Annotated in this window: 14 protein-coding genes; 8 read left to right on the top strand and 6 right to left on the bottom strand. The window is 66.8% G+C overall.

Going from position 1 to position 18,406, the window contains the following annotated elements:
- Positions 1–43: 43 nt before the first annotated feature.
- Positions 44–1,705: a Na/Pi cotransporter family protein gene (locus tag J2P76_RS12360; protein ID WP_207407816.1), complete on the bottom strand. Its 1,662-nt coding sequence runs from the start codon at positions 1,703–1,705 to the stop codon at positions 44–46.
- A 167-nt stretch (positions 1,706–1,872) separates the two neighbouring features.
- Between J2P76_RS12360 and J2P76_RS12355 the strand changes: the two genes are divergently transcribed.
- Complete coding sequence (locus J2P76_RS12355; protein WP_207407815.1) at positions 1,873–3,264, top strand: L-serine ammonia-lyase; 1,392 nt, start codon at positions 1,873–1,875, stop codon at positions 3,262–3,264.
- A gap of 67 nt (positions 3,265–3,331) precedes the next feature.
- Here the strand turns inward: J2P76_RS12355 and lpxO are convergent, their stop codons facing one another.
- Positions 3,332–4,231, bottom strand: coding sequence for a lipid A hydroxylase LpxO (gene lpxO / locus J2P76_RS12350; protein WP_207407808.1), 900 nt, complete (start codon positions 4,229–4,231; stop codon positions 3,332–3,334).
- A gap of 125 nt (positions 4,232–4,356) precedes the next feature.
- Here lpxO and dnaE point away from each other — a divergent pair, with 125 nt between their 5' ends.
- From dnaE to J2P76_RS12325, 5 genes are read left to right on the top strand one after another with little or no spacing between them, the layout of a single operon-like run.
- Positions 4,357–7,848, top strand: coding sequence for a DNA polymerase III subunit alpha (gene dnaE / locus J2P76_RS12345; protein ID WP_207407806.1), 3,492 nt, complete (start codon positions 4,357–4,359; stop codon positions 7,846–7,848).
- Positions 7,848–8,948, top strand: a complete 1,101-nt coding sequence (locus J2P76_RS12340) for a glycosyltransferase family 4 protein (protein WP_207407804.1) — start codon at positions 7,848–7,850, stop codon at positions 8,946–8,948. The genes dnaE and J2P76_RS12340 overlap by 1 nt, the downstream gene beginning before the upstream one ends.
- Entirely contained in the window at positions 8,945–9,796 is an 852-nt protein-coding gene (locus tag J2P76_RS12335; protein ID WP_207407803.1) for a polysaccharide deacetylase family protein, read from the top strand. Before J2P76_RS12340 ends, J2P76_RS12335 begins: the two co-directional genes overlap by 4 nt.
- Positions 9,793–10,542, top strand: a complete 750-nt coding sequence (locus J2P76_RS12330; protein ID WP_207407800.1) for a glycosyltransferase family 2 protein — start codon at positions 9,793–9,795, stop codon at positions 10,540–10,542. Before J2P76_RS12335 ends, J2P76_RS12330 begins: the two co-directional genes overlap by 4 nt.
- Entirely contained in the window at positions 10,539–11,651 is a 1,113-nt protein-coding gene (locus tag J2P76_RS12325) for a glycosyltransferase (RefSeq protein ID WP_207407798.1), read from the top strand. The genes J2P76_RS12330 and J2P76_RS12325 overlap by 4 nt, the downstream gene beginning before the upstream one ends.
- 52 nt (positions 11,652–11,703) lie before the next feature.
- Here J2P76_RS12325 and J2P76_RS12320 read toward each other — a convergent pair whose 3' ends face one another.
- From J2P76_RS12320 to J2P76_RS12310, 3 genes are read right to left on the bottom strand one after another with little or no spacing between them, the layout of a single operon-like run.
- Positions 11,704–11,988: a YkgJ family cysteine cluster protein gene (locus J2P76_RS12320; RefSeq protein ID WP_207407796.1), complete on the bottom strand. Its 285-nt coding sequence runs from the start codon at positions 11,986–11,988 to the stop codon at positions 11,704–11,706.
- A complete protein-coding gene (locus J2P76_RS12315; RefSeq protein WP_207407795.1) occupies positions 11,985–12,743 on the bottom strand; it encodes a YdcF family protein in 759 nt (252 codons plus the stop codon). Before J2P76_RS12315 ends, J2P76_RS12320 begins: the two co-directional genes overlap by 4 nt.
- Before the next feature lie 19 nt (positions 12,744–12,762).
- Complete coding sequence (locus J2P76_RS12310; protein ID WP_207407793.1) at positions 12,763–13,734, bottom strand: glycosyltransferase family 9 protein; 972 nt, start codon at positions 13,732–13,734, stop codon at positions 12,763–12,765.
- Between the two features lie 72 nt (positions 13,735–13,806).
- Between J2P76_RS12310 and msbA the strand changes: the two genes are divergently transcribed.
- Together msbA and J2P76_RS12300 are read left to right on the top strand one after the other, a co-directional pair.
- The gene (msbA, locus tag J2P76_RS12305) at positions 13,807–15,582 is read left to right on the top strand and encodes a lipid A export permease/ATP-binding protein MsbA (RefSeq protein WP_207407791.1); all 1,776 of its coding nucleotides are present in this window, start codon (positions 13,807–13,809) and stop codon (positions 15,580–15,582) included.
- A gap of 184 nt (positions 15,583–15,766) precedes the next feature.
- Complete coding sequence (locus tag J2P76_RS12300) at positions 15,767–16,486, top strand: TerC family protein (RefSeq protein WP_207407789.1); 720 nt, start codon at positions 15,767–15,769, stop codon at positions 16,484–16,486.
- Positions 16,487–16,523: 37 nt separating this feature from the next.
- Here the strand turns inward: J2P76_RS12300 and rng are convergent, their stop codons facing one another.
- Positions 16,524–17,987 (bottom strand): ribonuclease G, encoded by a 1,464-nt coding sequence (gene rng / locus J2P76_RS12295; protein ID WP_207409195.1) that lies wholly within the window; start codon positions 17,985–17,987, stop codon positions 16,524–16,526.
- Positions 17,988–18,406: the final 419 nt, after the last annotated feature.

Here is an 18,406-nt window from a genome sequence, read left to right as displayed (position 1 = left end):
CTAAGCCGGTCTTCCGGCGGCCTGAAGTGCGGGCCGCGGCGGCTCAGCCGCCCGATTCGCGCAGGCGGCTCGGCAGCAGCTCGCCATGGCGCGCCAGCAGCGGGTAGGCCGAGGCGCCCACCAGGTGCGAGTTGATGCTTTTCATGTCGCGCAGGATGTCCAGGTACAGCGCGCCGACTTCGGCGGCGTCGACTTCGCCGGCCTTGATCTTGAGCAGGTGCGATTCGGCTTCTTCGGTTTCCAGCGCGCGAAAGCGCGCCTTTTCGCCGGCCAGTTCGCGCGCCTGCCGCACGTCGTCGTTGACCAGCAGCGCGGCGGCCTCGCGCTGGTTGGCGATCAGGCGCGCCAGCGTTTCGTCCAGCCGCTGGCGCTGTTCGGGCGGCAGGGTCCAGCCCTGCTTGCGCAGGCGCGCCACGTGATTGAGCAGGCCGTGGTAGGCGATGTCGGCGGCATGGCCGATATTGCTGGCGAACGCCAGGATATCGTCCAGGCGCCGCACGTCGTCGCCCGTCATGTTCTCGCGGTCGAGCAGGGCCAGGTAAGTGGTAATGGCGTTTTCGATCTTGTCCAGCGCGTTGTCCAGCTGGCGGGCCTGCACCAGGCGATGGCGGTTGTCGCGCTTGAAGCCGGCGCGCGCGTACAGCAGCAGGGTCTGCAGCATGTCGGCCATGCGCAAGGCCTCGCGGGCCGCGTTGCCCAGCGCCACGGCCGGCACGTCATGGGCGGCCTCGTCCAGGTATTGCGGACGGGCCGGGTCGTTGGGGTCGGTGCGTTTGGGCAGCCAACGCGTCAGCAGGGCGGCATACGGCGCCAGCAGCGGCAGGAACACCAGTGCAATGACCAGGTTGAACACGGTATGGAAGTTGGCCACGCCGCGCGCATTGTCGCTGTCCAGCATGGTCATCCAGGCGGGCAGCCAGGGCAGCAGCACCAGGCCGACCACCACCCCGGCCACGCGCGTCAGCAGGTTGCCCAGCGGCAGGCGGCGGGCGGCCGGGTCGTCGCCGCTGACGCCTTCGATCATGGGGTTGACCGCCGTGCCCAGGTTCGCGCCCATTACCAGCGCGAAGGCCAGTTCGGGCGCCACCAGATGATGGGCGGCCAGCGACATCACCAGCACCACGATGGCCACGCTGGAATGCGCCGCCCAGGCCAGCGCCGCCGCCAGCACCACGGCCGCTACCGGCTGGGTGGCCAGGGCCTCGAGCACCTGGGCCAGCAGCGGCGCATTCTGCAAGGGCGCGAACAGTTCCACCAACTGGTGCAGCGACAGCAGCAGCAACCCCAGGCCGATGAATACGCGGCCCAGGTCGCGCGTGCGGCCGGGTGGGTAGCGCCGGAACATCCAGACGCCGGCCAGGATCAGTATCGGGGCCAGCGAAGTCAGGTCGAACGACAGCACCTGCACGATCAGCGTGGTGCCGACATTGGCGCCCAGCATGGCGGCCAGCGCCGGCACCAGGGCCACCACGCCGCCGGCGGCGAAGCCGGTGATCATCAGGCCGGTGGCGGTGCTGCTTTGCAGCGCCGCTGTAATGCCCAGGCCCGTGGCGAAAGCGCGCAGCCGGGTGCCCAGGGCGCGGCCCAGGGCGGCGCCCAGCGCGGCGCCGAAGGCGCGCTGCACGCCCGTCTGCACCATGTGCACTCCCCACAGCAGCAGGGCGACGTATCCGGCAAAATCGAGTAAAGGAAGCAATCCCGACATGACTGGCCTGGCAGAGTGAAATCAGCCGGCCTGGCCGGCGGTGCATAAGTGACGTGTCACAAAGCAATGATCGCACGGCCGCGCCTCATGGGGAAATCGGCCGGCTTGGAAGCGCTGCCGGGCCCGCGTATGATGCCTCGACCGTCGTTGATTTCGTGGGGCTGGCCGTGGCTGTATCTGCTTTCGATCTGTTCAAAATCGGCATCGGGCCGTCCAGTTCGCACACGGTGGGGCCGATGCGCGCGGCCCTGCTGTTCGCCCAGGGCCTGGAACGCGACGGACTGCTGCCCCGGGTGGCTGGCGTGCGGGTCGAACTCTACGGCTCGCTGGGCGCCACCGGCAAAGGGCACGGCACCGACAAAGGCGTGCTGCTGGGCCTGATGGGCCAGGCGCCCGACACGGTCGACCCCGCGGCCATCGCCGGCCTGCTGCAGGGGGTGCGCGCCAGCAGATCGCTGCCGCTGCTGGGGCATTTTGCCGTGCCCTTCGTCGAAAAAGAGCACATTCTGTTCTACCGCCGCGAAGCCCTGGCCGAACATCCCAACGGCATGAAATTCCATGCCTTCGATGCCGCCGGGGCCAGCCTGCGCGAATCGCGCTACCTGTCGGTGGGCGGGGGCTTCGTAGTCACCGCCGGCGCGGCCAACACCCAGATCATCGCAGCCCACGACCAATTGCCGTTCGCGTTCCGCACTGGGCGCGAGCTGCTCGACATGTGCCGGGCGGGCGGCCACAGCGTGGCCCAGGTCATGATGCAGAACGAGCTTACCTGGCGCAGCCAGGCCGAAGTCGACGCCGCGCTCGACCGCATCTGGCAGGTCATGCAAGACTGCGTCAGCCGCGGCTGCGGCATCAACTATCCCGAGGCCGACGGCGACCTGCCCGGCCCGCTGAAAGTGCGCCGCCGCGCGCCCGAGCTATACCGCAGCCTGACGCTGCGGGCCGAGCGCACCCTGTCCGATCCGCTGTCGGTCATGGACTGGGTCAACCTGTACGCCATGGCGGTCAACGAAGAAAACGCCGCGGGCGGGCGGGTGGTCACCGCGCCCACCAATGGCGCGGCCGGCATCATCCCGGCGGTGCTGCACTATTACGACCGCTTCGTGCCCGGCGCCGGCCCCCAGGGCGTGCGCGATTTCCTGCTGACGGCCGCGGCCATCGGCCTGCTGTACAAGTACAACGCCTCGTTGTCGGGCGCCGAGGTCGGCTGCCAGGGCGAGGTGGGCGTGGCCTGTTCCATGGCCGCCGGCGCGCTGGCGGCCGTGTTGGGCGGCTCGGTCGAACAGGTGGAAAATGCCGCCGAGATCGGCATGGAACACAACCTGGGGCTGACCTGCGACCCCGTGGGCGGCCTGGTGCAAATACCCTGTATCGAGCGCAACGCCATGGCTTCGGTCAAGGCGGTGAACGCGGCCCGCATGGCCTTGCGCGGCGACGGCCACCACTATGTGTCGCTGGACTCGGTCATCAAGACCATGCGCGAAACCGGCGCCGACATGAAAACCAAATACAAGGAAACAGCCCGTGGCGGCCTGGCGGTGAACATCGTCGAGTGCTAAGGGCGCCCGCCGCCCGTATGTCAGGCTCCGCAGATGCCTGATACCGGCCACGCAAGCAGGGCCGCGCCTACCAGGCCAGGAAGGCCGCGATTACCAGCACGATCAGCCCCCACTTGGTGGCCTTGTACACCGTGCGGTTCCAGGCCTTGAACTGCTTGCGCTTCTGGTCGATGACCCAGTGCGCATGGGTCAGCTTGTTGATGGCGCCCGTCTGGTCGCCGCTGTCGTTGGGCGAGCTGGCCGCCGACATGACCACGCGGCCGAACCAGCGGTTGAAGGCCTCGGCCCAGCGCCATTTCAGGGGGCGCTCGACATCGCAGAACAGGATGATGCGGTTGGCTTCAGTGTTGTTGTAGGCTTCGTGCACGTAGGTTTCGTCGAACACCACGCTCTCGCCGTCGCGCCAGCTGTAGGTTTCGCCGTCGACAATGATGTGGCAGCCGTCGTCGTTCGGCGTGGCCAGGCCCAGGTGGTAGCGCAGCGATCCGGCAAAGGGATCGCGGTGGCGGTTCAGTTTGCCGCCGGGCGGCAGCTCGGCGAACATGGCGGCCTTGACCTTGGGCAGGCGCTTCAGTATTTCGACGGTGCGCGGGCACAGTTCTTCGGCCGACGGGTGCCGCGCGTCGTACCATTTCAGGTAGAAGCGCTTCCAGCCATACTTGAAGAACGAATTGAAACCAATGTCGTCGTGGTGTTCGGCCGCCTTGATGCGCCGCAGCTCGGCCATTTTCAAGGCTTCGTCGCGGATGGTTTCCCAGTTGTCGTCCAGCACCTGCAGTTCAGGGATCTCGCGGGTGGGCAGGTAGGCAGTGGTGGGCACGCGCGAGCACAGCACCATCAGGGCATTTACCGGCGCCAGCAGCGCCGATTGGTCGAGAAACTGCCGCGACAGGCGCAGCCGCACACGGCCCCGGAAGTGGGCGAACAGTATGGAGGCCAGCCATATGCCGGGAATCAGCCATTTCATGGTACTGACAGGCCCGCAAGGGGCGCGATCGGTGTAAATCCATATTGTTACATAGCTGGGCGCCGCATGCCGCGCCCTGGGCAAAAAGCCGGCGGCGGGCGGCCCGACTGGGTACAATTCGGGCCATGTCCGAAGCCGTCAATCCCACGCCTGCCTTTGTCCATTTGCGCGTCCATTCCGAGTTCTCGGTGGTGGACGGCATTGTCCGCATTCCCGACCTCATCAAGCGCGTCGCCAAGCTGGGCCAGCCCGCCGTGGCGCTCACCGATCTTTCCAATATTTTCGGCCTGATCAAGTTCTACAAGGGCGCGCGCGGGGCCGGCGTGAAGCCGATCGCCGGCTGCGATGTCTGGCTGACCAACGATGACGATCCCGAAAAGCCGTTCCGCCTGCTGTTGCTGGTACGCAACCATCAAGGCTACCTGAACCTCTGCGAGCTGCTGACCCAGTCGTTTCTTGAAAACCAGGGCCGGGGCCGCGCCGAAATCCGCCGCGAATGGCTGCAAGGGCGGCAGGGCCTGATCGTGCTGTCGGGCGGCCGCGCCGGCGACATCGGCCACGCCCTGGATGCCGGCAATGCCGTCACGGCGCTGTCGCTGGCGCGCCAGTGGGGGCAGCTGTTCCCGGGCGCGTTCTACATCGAACTGCAGCGCGCCGGCGCCGATGGCGACGAGGCCTATACCCAGGCCGCCATGCGGCTGGCGGCCGAGGCCGGCCTGCCGGTGGTGGCAACCCATCCGGTGCAGTTTCTCGACGAATCCGAATTCCAGGCTCACGAGGCGCGCGTATGTATCGCCCAGGGCGAGATCCTGGCCGATCCGCGCCGGGTGCGGCGCTTCACCAAAGACCAATACCTGCTCGGCACCGAAGAAATGGCCCGGCGGTTTGCCGACGTGCCGTCGGCCCTGGCCAACACGCTGGAAATCGCCAAGCGCTGCAACCTGACGCTGGTGCTGGGCAAGCCGCGCCTGCCCAACTTTCCCACGCCCGACGGCATTTCGCTGGACGACTACCTGGTCCAGCTCTCTGAAGAGGGCCTGGAAAAGCGCCTGGAATTCCTGTTCCCCGACGCGGCCGAGCGCGAAGCCAAGCGCGCCCAGTACTACGAACGCCTGCGCTGGGAATGCAAGACCATCATCCAGATGGGCTTCCCCGGCTACTTCCTGATCGTGCAGGACTTCATCAACTGGGGCAAGAACAACGGCGTGCCGGTGGGGCCGGGGCGCGGCTCGGGCGCAGGCTCTCTGGTGGCGTACGCGCTGGGCATCACCGACCTCGATCCCATCCGCTACGACCTGCTGTTCGAGCGCTTCCTGAATCCCGAGCGGGTTTCCATGCCCGACTTCGACATCGATTTCTGCCAGGACAACCGCGAACGCGTCATCGACTACGTCAAGATGAAATACGGCCGCGAGGCCGTCAGCCAGATCGCCACGTTCGGCACGCTGGGCGCCAAGGCGGTGGTGCGCGACGCCGGGCGGGTGCTCGACATGCCCTACCTGTTCTGCGATGGGCTGTCCAAGCTGATCCCGTTCAATCCGGCCGACCCCTGGTCGCTCGACCGCACCCTGAAAGACGAGCCGGCGTTCAAGGAACGCTACGAGCAAGAAGAAGAAGTCCGCGCGCTGGTCGACCTGGCGCGCCCGCTCGAAGGCCTGACCCGCAACATCGGCATGCACGCGGGCGGGGTGCTGATCGCGCCGGGCAAGCTGACTGATTTCTGCCCGCTGTACTGCCAGCCCGGCCAGGAAAACAGCGCGGTGTCGCAGTTCGACAAAGACGACGTCGAGGCCGCCGGCCTGGTCAAGTTCGACTTCCTGGGCCTGCGCAACCTCACCATCCTGGACTGGGCCGTGCGCTTCGTGCGCCGCTTCAACGAATCCAAGCGCGATTTCGACATCATGGCGCTGGCGCTCGACGATCCGGCCGCCTACAAGGTGCTGTGCGACGCCAACACCACGGCGGTGTTCCAGCTCGAATCGCGCGGCATGAAAGAGCTGCTGAAGAAGCTGCGGCCCAACACCTTCGAAGACATCATCGCCATGCTGGCCCTGTACCGCCCGGGGCCGCTCGAATCCGGCATGGTCGACGACTTCGTCAACCGCAAGCACGGCCGCGCCTCGGTCGATTATTTCCATCCCGACCTGGAAGGCACCCTCAAAAGCACCTACGGGGTCATCGTCTACCAGGAACAGGTGATGCTGATCTCGCAGATCATCGGCGGCTATTCGCTGGGCGGCGCCGACCTGCTGCGCCGCGCCATGGGCAAGAAAAAGCCCGAAGAAATGGCCAAGCACCGCGAGCTCTTCGAAAAAGGCGCCAAAGAAAAAGGCCACGATCCCGACCTGGCGGTCAAGCTGTTCGACCTGATGGAGAAGTTCGCCGGCTACGGCTTCAACAAGTCGCACTCGGCCGCCTACGCGCTCATTGCGTACCAGACGGCCTGGCTGAAGGCCTACCATCCCACCGAATTCCTGGCGGCCACCATTTCTTCGGATATGGACGACACCGACAAGGTGCAGGTGTTCTGCCGCGATGCGCAAGACAACGGCGTGCTGGTGCTGCCGCCCGACGTCAATGCCTCGGGCTACCGCTTCGAGCCGGTGGACGACGAGCACACCAGCAAAGGCAAGCCGCCGCGCACCATGCGTTACGGGCTGGGAGCGGTCAAGGGCACGGGGCAGGGCGCGGTCGAGGAAATCCTGCGTTCGCGCGAGGCCGACGGCCCGTTCGCCAACCTGTTCGATTTCTGCCGGCGCGTCAACAAGCACGCCGTCAACCGGCGCACCATCGAGGCTCTGATCAAGGCCGGCGCCTTCGACACCATCGAGCCCAACCGGGCGGCCATGCTGGCGTCGGTGGGTACGGCCATGGAAGCTGCCGAACAGGCTGCGCGCAGCGCCAACCAGGTGTCGCTGTTCGGCGACGACAGCAGCGACGTGGTGGCCGGCGAACTCAGCAAGGTGGCGCCCTGGAATCTGCATTCCAAGCTCACCGAAGAAAAATCCGCGCTGGGCTTTTACTTCAGCGGCCACTTGTTCGACCACTGGCGCGATGAAGTGCGCCGCATCGTGCCCATGCCGCTGGCGCGCATCGAGCCGCAGCGCGACCTGCAATGGATGTGCGGCGTGCTGGCCGGCGTGCGCACCATGATGACGCGGCGGGGCAAAATGGTATTCGCCGTGCTCGACGACGGCACCGCCCAGGTCGAGATCTCGGTATTCAACGAACTGTACGAAAAGCACCGCTCGCGCCTGCGCGAAGACCAGCTCATCATTGTGCAGGGCAAGGTCAGCAACGACGACTATTCCGGCGGCATGCGCATCGTCGCCGACCAGCTCTACGACCTGCAGCTGGCGCGCGAGGCGCGCGCCAAATCGCTGCGCGTGCGGCTCAACGGCCAGGCCGACGCCGGCCGCCTGCGCCAGATGCTCAATCCGTTCCGCGCCGAGCCCGAGAACGGCGTGCCCGGCGTGCCGGTCGATATCGTGTATGGGCGCGACAACTTCCTGTGCACGGTGCGCCTGGGCGAAGAGTGGCGCGTGCGCATGGCCGACACCCTGCTCGAGAACCTGTCTGCCTGGGCCAAGCCCGACGGCGTCGAGGTCACTTACTGATGCAGCCGCTGCGCATTCTCCATTCCGAGGCCGCCGTCGCGTTCGGCGGGCAGGAACACCGTATTTTCAAAGAAATGCACGCCATGCGGGCGCGCGGCCACCACCTCGAGGCCGTCTGCCAGCCGCAGGCGCAGCTGGTGCCGCGCCTGCGCGATGCCGGCTTCACAGTGCACACCATGCCCATGGGCGGCCTGGCCAATTACCTGAAAGGCGTGGCCGCGATGCGGGGCATCCTGCGTGAAGGCCGCTACGACGTCATCAATACCCACAGCCGTATCGACACACTGATAGCCGGCACGGCAGGGCGCCTGACGGGCGCGCCGCTTATCGTGCGCACGCGCCATCTGGCCAGCAAGGTGGGGTCGATGCTGTCGTACACCTGGCTGCCGCACCGGGTTACCACGGTCAGCGACTACGTGCGCCGCTACCTGATCAGCCGCGGCGTGCCCGCCGACCACATCGCCACGCTGTATTCCCCGGTAGTGCTGCCGCCGCCGGTCGAGCATTCCACGCTGCGCGGCGAGCTCGGGCTGGCCGACGACGACATCGTGGTCGGCTGCGTGGCGGTGATGCGCGCCGCCAAAGGCCACAAAGACCTCATCGACGCCATCCGGCCGCTGATGGCGGGCCGCCCCGGGCTGCACATGGTGTTCGTCGGCGCCGGCTCGCCCACGTTCGAGCAGACCCAGGCCTATGTGCAGGAACTGGGCCTGCAAGACCGCATCCACCTGATGGGCACCCGGCGCGACGTGCCCAACCTGCTGGCGGGGTTCGACATCTTTGCGCTGGCCACCCAGCAGGAAGCGTCCGGCACGGTGTATGTCGAGGCCCAGGCGGCCGGGCTGCCGGTCATCGGCACCAACGTCGGCGGCGTGCCCGAAATGATGCGCGACGGCGTCACCGGCATCCTGGTGCCGGTCAAAGACCAGGCCGCGCTGGCCGCCGCCCTGCAGCGCCTGATCGACGACGCGCAGCTGCGTCGCGACATGGGCGATGCCGGCCGCCGCATGGTCTGGGACGAAGGCATCTTCTCGCCAGCCCGGCTGGCAGAGAACACCGAGGCCGTGTACCGCAAATGGCTGGCGGAAAGGCAATCATGAACAACGCGCCCAACGTACCGGTACTGATGTACCACCATGTCACCCCGTCGGGGGGCATGATCGCGGTCACCCCCGACGTCTTCGAGCAGCAGATCGCCGGTCTGGCGCGGGCGGGCTATACCTCGCTGGGCACCGCACAGCTGGCCGACTACCTGGCGGGCGGCCGCGTGCCCGAAAAGTCGGTGCTGATTACCTTCGATGACGGCTATCTCAACAACTGGACCTACGCGCACCCGGTATTGCAGCGCTACGGCATGAAGGCTGTGCTGTTCCTGGTAACCGGCTGGGCGGGGCAGGGGCCGGTGCGCCCGCACGCCGGGCAGGGCGCGCCGCTGCCCGCTTCGCCCGAACATCACGAAACCAAGCGGCTGGTGGCCGAGGGCCGCACCGACGACGTCATCGTGCGCTGGAGCGAGGCCCAGGCCATGGTGGCCGCCGGCACCTTCGAAATCCACTCGCACACGCATACCCATACCCGCTGGGACAAGCAATGCGGCCCCGACGTGGCCGCCAAGCGCGACCATATCGCACGCGAGCTGGCCGATTCCCGCGCCGCGCTCGCCGAGCACCTGGGGCCGGCCAGCGATCACCTGTGCTGGCCGCAAGGCTATTTCGACGCCGACTACGTCCAGGCCGCGCGCGAGGCCGGTTTCCGGCATCTTTACACCACCGACGCGCTGGGGCAGAACCTGCCCGGCGCCGATCCCGAACACATTTACCGCTTCGCGGTCCGCAATCTGGGCGGCTCGTGGCTCAACCGCCGCATCTGGATGTCGCGCCACCCGGTGTGGGGGCCGCGCTACCACGCCTGGAAGGCCTGGAAAAAACGCCTGAGGAACCGGGCATGACACTTTCGGTCATCATCATTGCCAAGAACGAGGCCGCGCACATTCTCGGCTGCCTCGAGTCCGTGGCGTTCGCCGACGAATTCATCGTGGTCGATTCCGGCAGCACCGACAACACGGTGGCGCTGGCGCGCGATTTCGGCGCGCAAGTCCATGTCACCCCCGACTGGCCCGGCTTCGGCCCGCAGAAAAACCGCGCCCTGGACCTGGCCACCGGCGACTGGGTCCTGTCCATCGATGCCGACGAACGCGTCACTCCCGAACTGGCCCGCGAGATCCAGGCCGTGCTGGCCGCGCCCCGGGCCGACGCTTACGAAATCGCCCGCCTGTCCGACTTCTGCGGCCGCCTGATCCGCCACAGCGGCTGGTGGCCCGACTACGTGCTGCGGCTGTTCAAGCGCGGCACCGCGCGCTTCACCGATGCCGCCGTGCACGAGCGCGTGGTGCCTGAGCACCCGCCGCTGCGGCTGGCGGGGCACTTCCTGCACTATCCGTATCCCGATCTTGACGCTCTGATCAACAAGGTCAACCGGTATTCGTCGGACGCGGCCGCCATGATGCACGCGCGCGGCAAGCGTGCCACCGTGTTCAGCGCGCTGGGCCATGGGTTCTGGACCTTCATCCGCATCTACCTGATCCGCCGCGGCTTTCTCGACGGCCGGCACGGGTTGGTGCTGGCCGTGACGGCGGCCGCCGGCAGTTTCTTCCGCTACGCCAAGCTCAGCTTCCTGTCCGACAGCCGCAAGTGAAGATTCTTTACACCAATTTCCACCCGCGCAACGGCGGGGGCCACGCCACGTACATCACCAGCCTGGCGCGCACCCTGTCCGGCGCGCACCAGATCGCCGTGGCCACCCCGGGCACCAGCCGGCTGTTCCGCTACGCCGGAGCGGTGCCTGGTGTGCAAGCGGTCGACATGCGCTTTTCCACCCGGCTTTCGTCGTGGCTCGGCGAGCGCACCGCGCTGCGCCGGCTCATCGCCCGGCAGCAGTACGACATCATTCACGTCAATGGCTCGGCCGACCACAGGCAGGTCATGCTGGCGCTGGCCGGCCTGCGCCGGCGCCCGCGCGTGGTGTTCACCAAGCACAACGATCATCCGCTGGATACGCTGGGCCACTGGCTGCGGGCGCGCCTGGCCACAGACCGCGTCATTGCCGTCAGCGATTATGTGCGCGGCCTGCTCGAGCATTCTCCGTACCGGCGCCTGCCCATCGACACCATCCGGCACGGCATCGACACCGATTATTTCGCGCCGGCTACGCCACAGGCGATGGATGCCTTGCGCGACCGCTATTTCGGTGCCGGCTGGCACGGAAAACTGCTGCTGGGCAGCGCGGGCGGCACCGATTACGACAAGGGCTGGCTCGACCTGGTCGATGCCGCCGGCAGCCTGCCTGCCGCGCAGCGCGATCGCATCCTCATCCTGGTGGCGGGCGATCCCCCCAACGCAGACAAGCTGGCGCGCGTGCGCGCGGCCGGCATGCAGGGCCGGGTCGTATTTCCCGGCCTGCTCGACGATGTGCGCGACGCGCTGGCGTGCTGCCATGCGGGCTTCGTGCTGTCGTACCGCGAGGCCCTGTCTTATGCCTGCCGCGAAATGATGTCGCTGGGCCTGCCGGCGCTGGTCAGCAACGCCGGCGGCCTGCCCGAAAACGTCACGGACGGCGCCGACGGCTGGATCGTGCCGGTGCGCGACGTGCCGGCCATGGCCGAGGTACTGCGGGGGATGCTGGAAGATCCCGTCCGTCTGGCCTCGATGGGAGCGGCGGCGCGCCGCAAGGCAACCGACGACTTCGGCCTGGCCGCTTTCGCGCAAGCCACGCTGGATGCGTATCGCGGGGCGCTGGGCGGCTGAATCACAGCCGGCCGGGCGTTTGCCAGCTAGGGTTCGCCGCGCACACGCCGGTTCAGGCCGCTGGCGCCGTATCGGCCTCCAGCCGGGTCAGCCAGACTATCGCCGCGCCGCGGCTGGTGCCGCACATGTCGGCCTGCGGCTGCAGCCCGCCGCAAAAATCCGGCCGCGAAGGCTGGCCGAAAATCGCGCAGCGCATGTCGGGCAGCAACTGGGCACAAGGCACCCCGGCGGGCTTGCCGTCAGGCATGCCCGGTATGGGCCGGGTGATCGACGGCGCGATACAGCAGGCCCCGCAACCCGGCCGGCACGCCAGAGCGCCCGGGCCGGCCGTGCTCATACCCAGCCCCGCAGCCAGTACACCAGCAGGCCGGCGTATTCCTTGATGATCGAGCGGCTGGCGTCCAGCGTGCGCATGTGCGGTATCCAGGGCGATACCGAACCGTCCGGCGGCAGCACGATCTGGGGCGGCGTCGAGGCGGGGATGGCCGCCACGCCCTGTTTGGAAAACGCCGCCATGGCGCGCGGCATGTGCAGCGCCGAGGTCACCAGCAGAATCTTGCCGAAGCCGTGTTCTTTCAGCTCTTCCTCGGTCAGCATGGCGTTCTCGTAGGTGGTGCGGCTGGAGTTTTCCAGCAGCAGGGCGCCTTCCGGCACCCCTTGCTGCTTCATCAGGAAGGCCATCCCGCGCGCCTCGCTGACGTCGCCTTCCAGCGCGCCGCCCGACAGCACCACCTTGGGCGCCCGGTGCGCCTGGTACAGCTTGACCGCCGTGTCGACCCGCACAATCGCGGTGTCCTTGTCATAGGGCAGGAACCAGTTGGCGCGCCCGTTGGCGGTATTGCCGCCCAGCACCACGATGGCATCGGCCGTGGGCAATTGAGCCGCGGGCAGGTGCGGGTAGCGTGATTCCAGGGCGCCGCCCAGCCACAGCGACGTGGCCGGCAGCGACCAGGCCAGCACCCAGGCCACCCCGAAAGCGGCCAGGGCGGCGCCGGTGCGGCGCAGGCGAAACAGGCCCAGCACCAGCCCCAGTACAACCAGGGTTACGCACAAATTCTGGGGAATGATCAGGTTGGCCAGGTAATTCGTCATAGTTCCGTAAATATTGCGGTCACGACGCCGGTTGCAGCAGGGCGCACGCCTGGCGTTCGACCTCGGCGGTGTCCGGCCAGTTCCGGTCCGACCCCACACACACTGCGCGCGGCGACCAGGGGCCCGTGCGGCCGGGGTTCGTGACGCCGAACAGCGTCAGTTGCCGCGCGCCAGCGGCGGCGGCCACATGCGACACCCCCGAATCATTGCACACCACCAGCGCGGCCCGGGCGGTCAGCGCGGCGAAGGCGCCCAGCGGCACGGCGGGCAGCAGGCGGGCCGTGGGGGCGTTGCGCACGGCTTCATCGGCTTCGGCCGGAGGAGGGCACATTACCACGGTATGGCCGCGCGCCTGCAACGCCCGGGCCAGGGCGTCGAAGCCCGGCCAGACCTTGATCTTGCCCTTGTGCAGGCCGGTCGCCGTGGGGGCGATCAGCACAAAGGGCTGGCCGGCCAGCCCCGCGCCGCTCAGCAGCACGTCGGCCGCCTGCTCGTGCGCCGCCGTAACAGGCAGGTTCAGCAGGGGACCGGGCTGGTCCGGCCCCGCCGGCAAGGCCCAGCGCTGCAGCGCGGCGCGAGTCAGGTAATACCAGGATTGCACCGCGTGCAGGCTGGGGTCCGGTTTGGCGATGGGCCAGCGCAGCAGCAGACTGCGGCCGTCATCCCGGTATCCGGCGCTGGGCACGCCCGCCAGCCGGAACACCGCCGCGCTCGACAGCGAGTCGGGCAGGGCCAGCCCGCGGATGTGCAGGCCGGCGCCCGCCAGCGCGCGGCGATGCTCGCGCACGGCGCGGGCGTCATCCCATAGCCGGCCCTGCATGGGGATGAAGCCGTGCTTGGCCACGCCTTCGAGCAGGTCGCGCGCCCAGGGGCGGGCGCATACGACCAGCGGCAGGCCGGTGCCTTGCAGCAGGGCCAGGCTGGGCAGGCTCATGCAGACATCGCCCACCCAGTTGGGCAATCTGACATACAGGCAGGAAATCTCGGGCATGGGCAGTGGGCAGGCTATTGGTCAGTCGAACGGTACAATTCCGGGCACAATTGTATTAAAGCGAGTCGCCCCTTGAATTCTGCCGCACGCCATGCGCCCGCCGGGTCCCATCCGGTCAAGGCCGAGCTCTGGAAGCGCGTCTACAGCCGCGTGGGTTCCTACTGGAAGGGCCTGCTGCTGGCCATCCTGCTGATGGCCGGCGCGGCCGCCACCCAGCCCACGCTGGCCATCATCATGAAGCCGCTGCTCGACGACGGCTTCACCGGGGCCAAGCCTTATTTCGTGTGGGCGCTGCCGCTGGCCGTGATCGGCCTGATCTTCCTGCGCGGCGTGTGCAATTTTTTCAGCGACTACCTGCTGGCGTGGGTGGCCAACAATGTGCTGCTCGGCATCCGCGGCGACATGTTCGACCGCCTGCTGGGCCTGCCCGACGCCCAGTTCAAGCGCGGCGACACCGGCCGCCTGCTCAACCGCTTCACCATCGACGCCGGCAACGTCACGGGCTACGCCACCGACGTCATTACCGTGCTGGTGCGCGAAACCCTGGTGGTCATCGCGCTCATCTGTGTGCTGCTGTACATGTCCTGGATGCTGACGCTGATCATCCTGGTCATGCTGCCGGTATCCATCCTGATCGCCCGCAGCTTCATCCGGCGGTTGCGCCGCATCAACCGCGAAACCGTCAACATGAACGCCGAGCTCACCCGCGTGGCCAGCGAAGGCATCAACGGCCAGCGGGTCATCAAGCTGTTCGACGGCTACGACGCCGAGCGCGGCCGTTTCGCCTTCGTCAACGCGCGCCTGCGGCGCTTCGCCATGCGCACCGCCACGGCCGACGCCGCCATGACCCCGCTCACCCAGGTGTGCATCTCGATATCGGTCGGCGCCATCATCGCGGTGGCCCTCAGCCAGGCCAACCATGGCGCGCTTACCGTCGGCAGCTTTGCATCGTTCATGGCCGCCCTGGCGCAGATTTTCGATCCCATCAAGCGCCTTACCAACCTGGCCGGCAAGATGCAGAAAATGCTGGTGGCCGCCGAAAGCGTCTTCACCCTGATCGACGAAGAGCCCGAAATCGACACCGGCACGCGCACGCTGCCCGAGCCGGTGCGCGGCAAGATCGAGTTCCGGGATGTCACCCATCGCTTCCACGACGCCGATCGCGATACCGTCAGCAAGGTGTCGTTCCAGGTCGAGCCCGGCCAGACCGTGGCCCTGGTGGGCCGTTCGGGCAGCGGCAAGACCACCCTGGTCAATATGCTGCCGCGCTTCGTGCTGCCCGATTCCGGCAGCATCCTGGTCGACGATGTGCCCATCAACGAGCTCAGCCTGCGCAGCTTGCGTTCGCACCTGTCGCTGGTCAGCCAGGATGTCGTGCTGTTCGACGACACCATCGCCGCCAACGTCGGCTATGGCGCGCTGGGCCAGGCTACCGACGAACAGGTGCGCGAAGCCCTGGCGGCGGCCAACCTGCTCGATTTTGTCGACGCCCTGCCGCAGGGCATGCATACCCTGGTGGGCGAAAACGCCGCGCGCCTGTCGGGTGGCCAGCGCCAGCGCCTGGCCATCGCCCGCGCGCTCATCAAGAACGCGCCCATCCTCATCCTCGACGAAGCCACTTCGGCGCTGGACAACGAATCCGAACGCCAGGTGCAAGCCTCGCTCGAGCGCCTGATGCGCGGCCGCACCACGCTGGTCATTGCGCATCGCCTGTCCACGGTACAAAACGCCGACCGCATCGTCGTGCTCGACGCCGGGCAAATCATCGAGCAGGGCCCGCATGCCGAGCTGCTCGCCAAGCAGGGCCTGTACGCATCGCTGTACAACATGCAGTTCCGCGAAGACTGACTCCCTCGAAGCGCCGCGCACGCATAGGCGATTGACCTGTCAATCGCCCTACTCGTGCTGCCGGAATTCGCTGTCCTGACAAAAAACTGAATTAGAATTCACGGCGTTTGTTCCATCCCTGAGGACTTCCCCGCGCCTCTGCTGTCGGCCGCGCTGCAAGCCCCCGTGCTTACCGGACACGCAGATGCTCGAGTTCTTCCAGGCGCTCCATTGGGGCGCCGTGTTCCAGATTGTGCTCATCGATATCCTGCTGGGCGGAGACAATGCGGTAGTGATCGCATTGGCCTGCCGGGGCCTCGCGCCCGGCAAGCGCATGTACGGAATACTCTGGGGCACGGCGGGGGCCATCGTGTTGCGCGTCCTGCTCATCAGCTTCGCGCTGGTCCTGCTCGACGTCCCGTTCCTGAAAATCATCGGCTGCCTGCTGCTGCTGTGGATCGGCATCAAGCTGATGGTGCCCGAGCATGACGGGCACGACGGCATCAAAAGCACGGCGTCGGTGCTGGCCGCCGTCAAGACCATTATCGTGGCCGATTTCGCCATGAGCCTCGACAATGTCATCGCCATCGCCGGCGCCGCCGAAAACACGCACGCCGATCATCAGATCTTCTACGTCATATTCGGCTTGCTGGTCAGCGTGCCCATCATTGTGTGGGGCAGCACGCTGGTGCTGAAGCTGATGGACCGCTTCCCCATGGTCGTCGCATTGGGGGCGGGCCTGCTGGGGTGGATTGCCGGCGGCATGCTGATTACCGACGTCTATTTCGTCGAGCGGCTGGGCGAGCCTACCGTGGTGGCCAAGCTGGCTGCCGAGCTGGCGGGGGCTTTCGTGGTCATCGCCGTGGGCAAGCGGCTGGCCGCATACAGGCAGGCCGAACAGCGCCGCTCGCACGATTCCGCCTAGCTGCGGCGATTCCGGCCGCGCGGCCGGGCGCGGCGCATCAGGTCAGAATAATGTCGTACTGCTCCTGCGAATACGCGGTTTCCACTTCCAGCGATACGGGCTTGCCCACGAAATCCCCCAGCATCGCCAGGTGCTGGCTTTCTTCTTCCAGAAACAGGTCCACCACATTCTGCGAAGCCAGAATGCGGAATTCACGCGGGTTGAACTGGCGCGCCTCGCGCAGAATTTCGCGCAGAATTTCATAGCAGACGGTGCGCGCCGTGCGCACCGTGCCGCGCGCTTCGCACATGGGGCAGGGCTCGCACAACTGGTGCGCCAGCGAATCGCGCGTGCGCTTGCGGGTCATCTCGACCAGGCCCAGCTGCGTGAATCCGTTGACCGTCATGCGGGTGCGGTCGCGCGACAGGGCTTTCTTCAGTTCGGCCAGCACGGTCTCGCGGTGTTCCGGATCTTCCATATCGATGAAGTCCAGAATCACAATGCCCCCCAGGTTGCGCAGCCGCAACTGACGGGCAATTGCCTGCGCCGCTTCCAGGTTGGTCTTGAATATCGTGTCGTCGAAATTCCGGCCGCCCACGAATCCGCCGGTATTCACGTCCACCGTGGTCAGCGCTTCGGTCTGGTCGATGATCAGGTACCCGCCCGACTTCAGGTCCACCCGCCGCGACAGTGCGCGCGCAATTTCTTCATCGACATTGGCCGTGTCGAACAGCGGGCGCTCGCCGCTGTAGTGCTGGATGCGATCGGCCACCGACGGCGTATAAACCCGCGCCCATTCGGTCAGGGCGGTGGTGGTCGTGCGCGAATCCACCTGGATCACGCCGGTATGCGGGCCCACCATGTCGCGCAGCACGCGCTGCGCCAGAGTCAGGTCCTGGTGCAGCAGCGCCGGGGCAGGCTGGCTGCGGGCGGCCGCCTGCACACGGCTCCATAGTTTGCGCAGGTATTCCAGATCGGCGCTCAGCTCTTCGTCGGTGGCGCCTTCGGCCTGCGTGCGCACGATCAGGCCGCCTTTTTCTTCTTCCGGAATCAGCGCCTGCAGGCGTTCGCGCAACTGGGTGCGCTCAGTTTCGGAGTCGATTTTCTGCGAAATGCCGATATGCGGATCGTGCGGCAGGTACACCAGCATGCGCCCGGCGATGCTGATCTGGGTGGATAGCCGTGCGCCCTTGGTGCCCAGCGGGTCTTTGATCACCTGCACCATCAGAGTCTGGCCTTCGAACAGCAGTTTTTCGATGGCGGTGGGCGTCAGCCCCTGGCTGCGCTCGCTGCGGTTTTCGCGCAGGTCGGCAATATGGATGAAGGCGGCGCGCTCCAGGCCGACATCGATGAAGGCGCTTTGCATGCCGGGCAGCACCCGCACCACGCGTCCCAGATAGATGTTGCCGACATGCCCGCGCTGGATGCTGCGCTCGACGTGTAATTCCTGAACCGCGCCCTGTTCAACCAGCGCGACCCGCGTTTCAAAGGGGGTGATATTGATCAGGATGTCTTCGATCATGGGCAGCAGTAGCGCGTCGTGGTCCAGGTCGAATAGTAAACGGTGGCGCCCGCCTGGCAAGTGCCGGTCGGGCGCCGCCAGGGGCACCGGGCCCGATTGCGGGCATGCGAATTGCAGGGCTGGGCAAGGGGGTGGAAATTCGTGTATAGTCTCGCTCTTTCGCAGTTCAGGCACTCAGTGGCCGGCACGGCGAAAGAAGCAGGAAGCGGGAAGGTTGAAGCGGCGCAGCCGATTTGACAGGGTTTAAAAAAGGCCTCATAATCTCGTTTCTGTGCTGAACGAACTGCGAAGCGGGGTTCGGCACGAAGGCGGTACCTGTTCTTTAACAACGAAACAACCGATAAGTGTGGGCGCTTGAGTGATGCGGCCCGCGGCGCGCTTGGCAACAAGGGTGCTGCAAGCCAAAGAGAAATCAGGCG

Origin of the sequence: Bordetella petrii (genome assembly GCF_017356245.1) — a bacterium.
Lineage (GTDB): Bacteria > Pseudomonadota > Gammaproteobacteria > Burkholderiales > Burkholderiaceae_B > Bordetella_A > Bordetella_A petrii_D.
The sequence above is the reverse complement of the archived record's forward strand: the minus strand, read 5'-3'. Positions and strand labels throughout refer to the sequence as shown.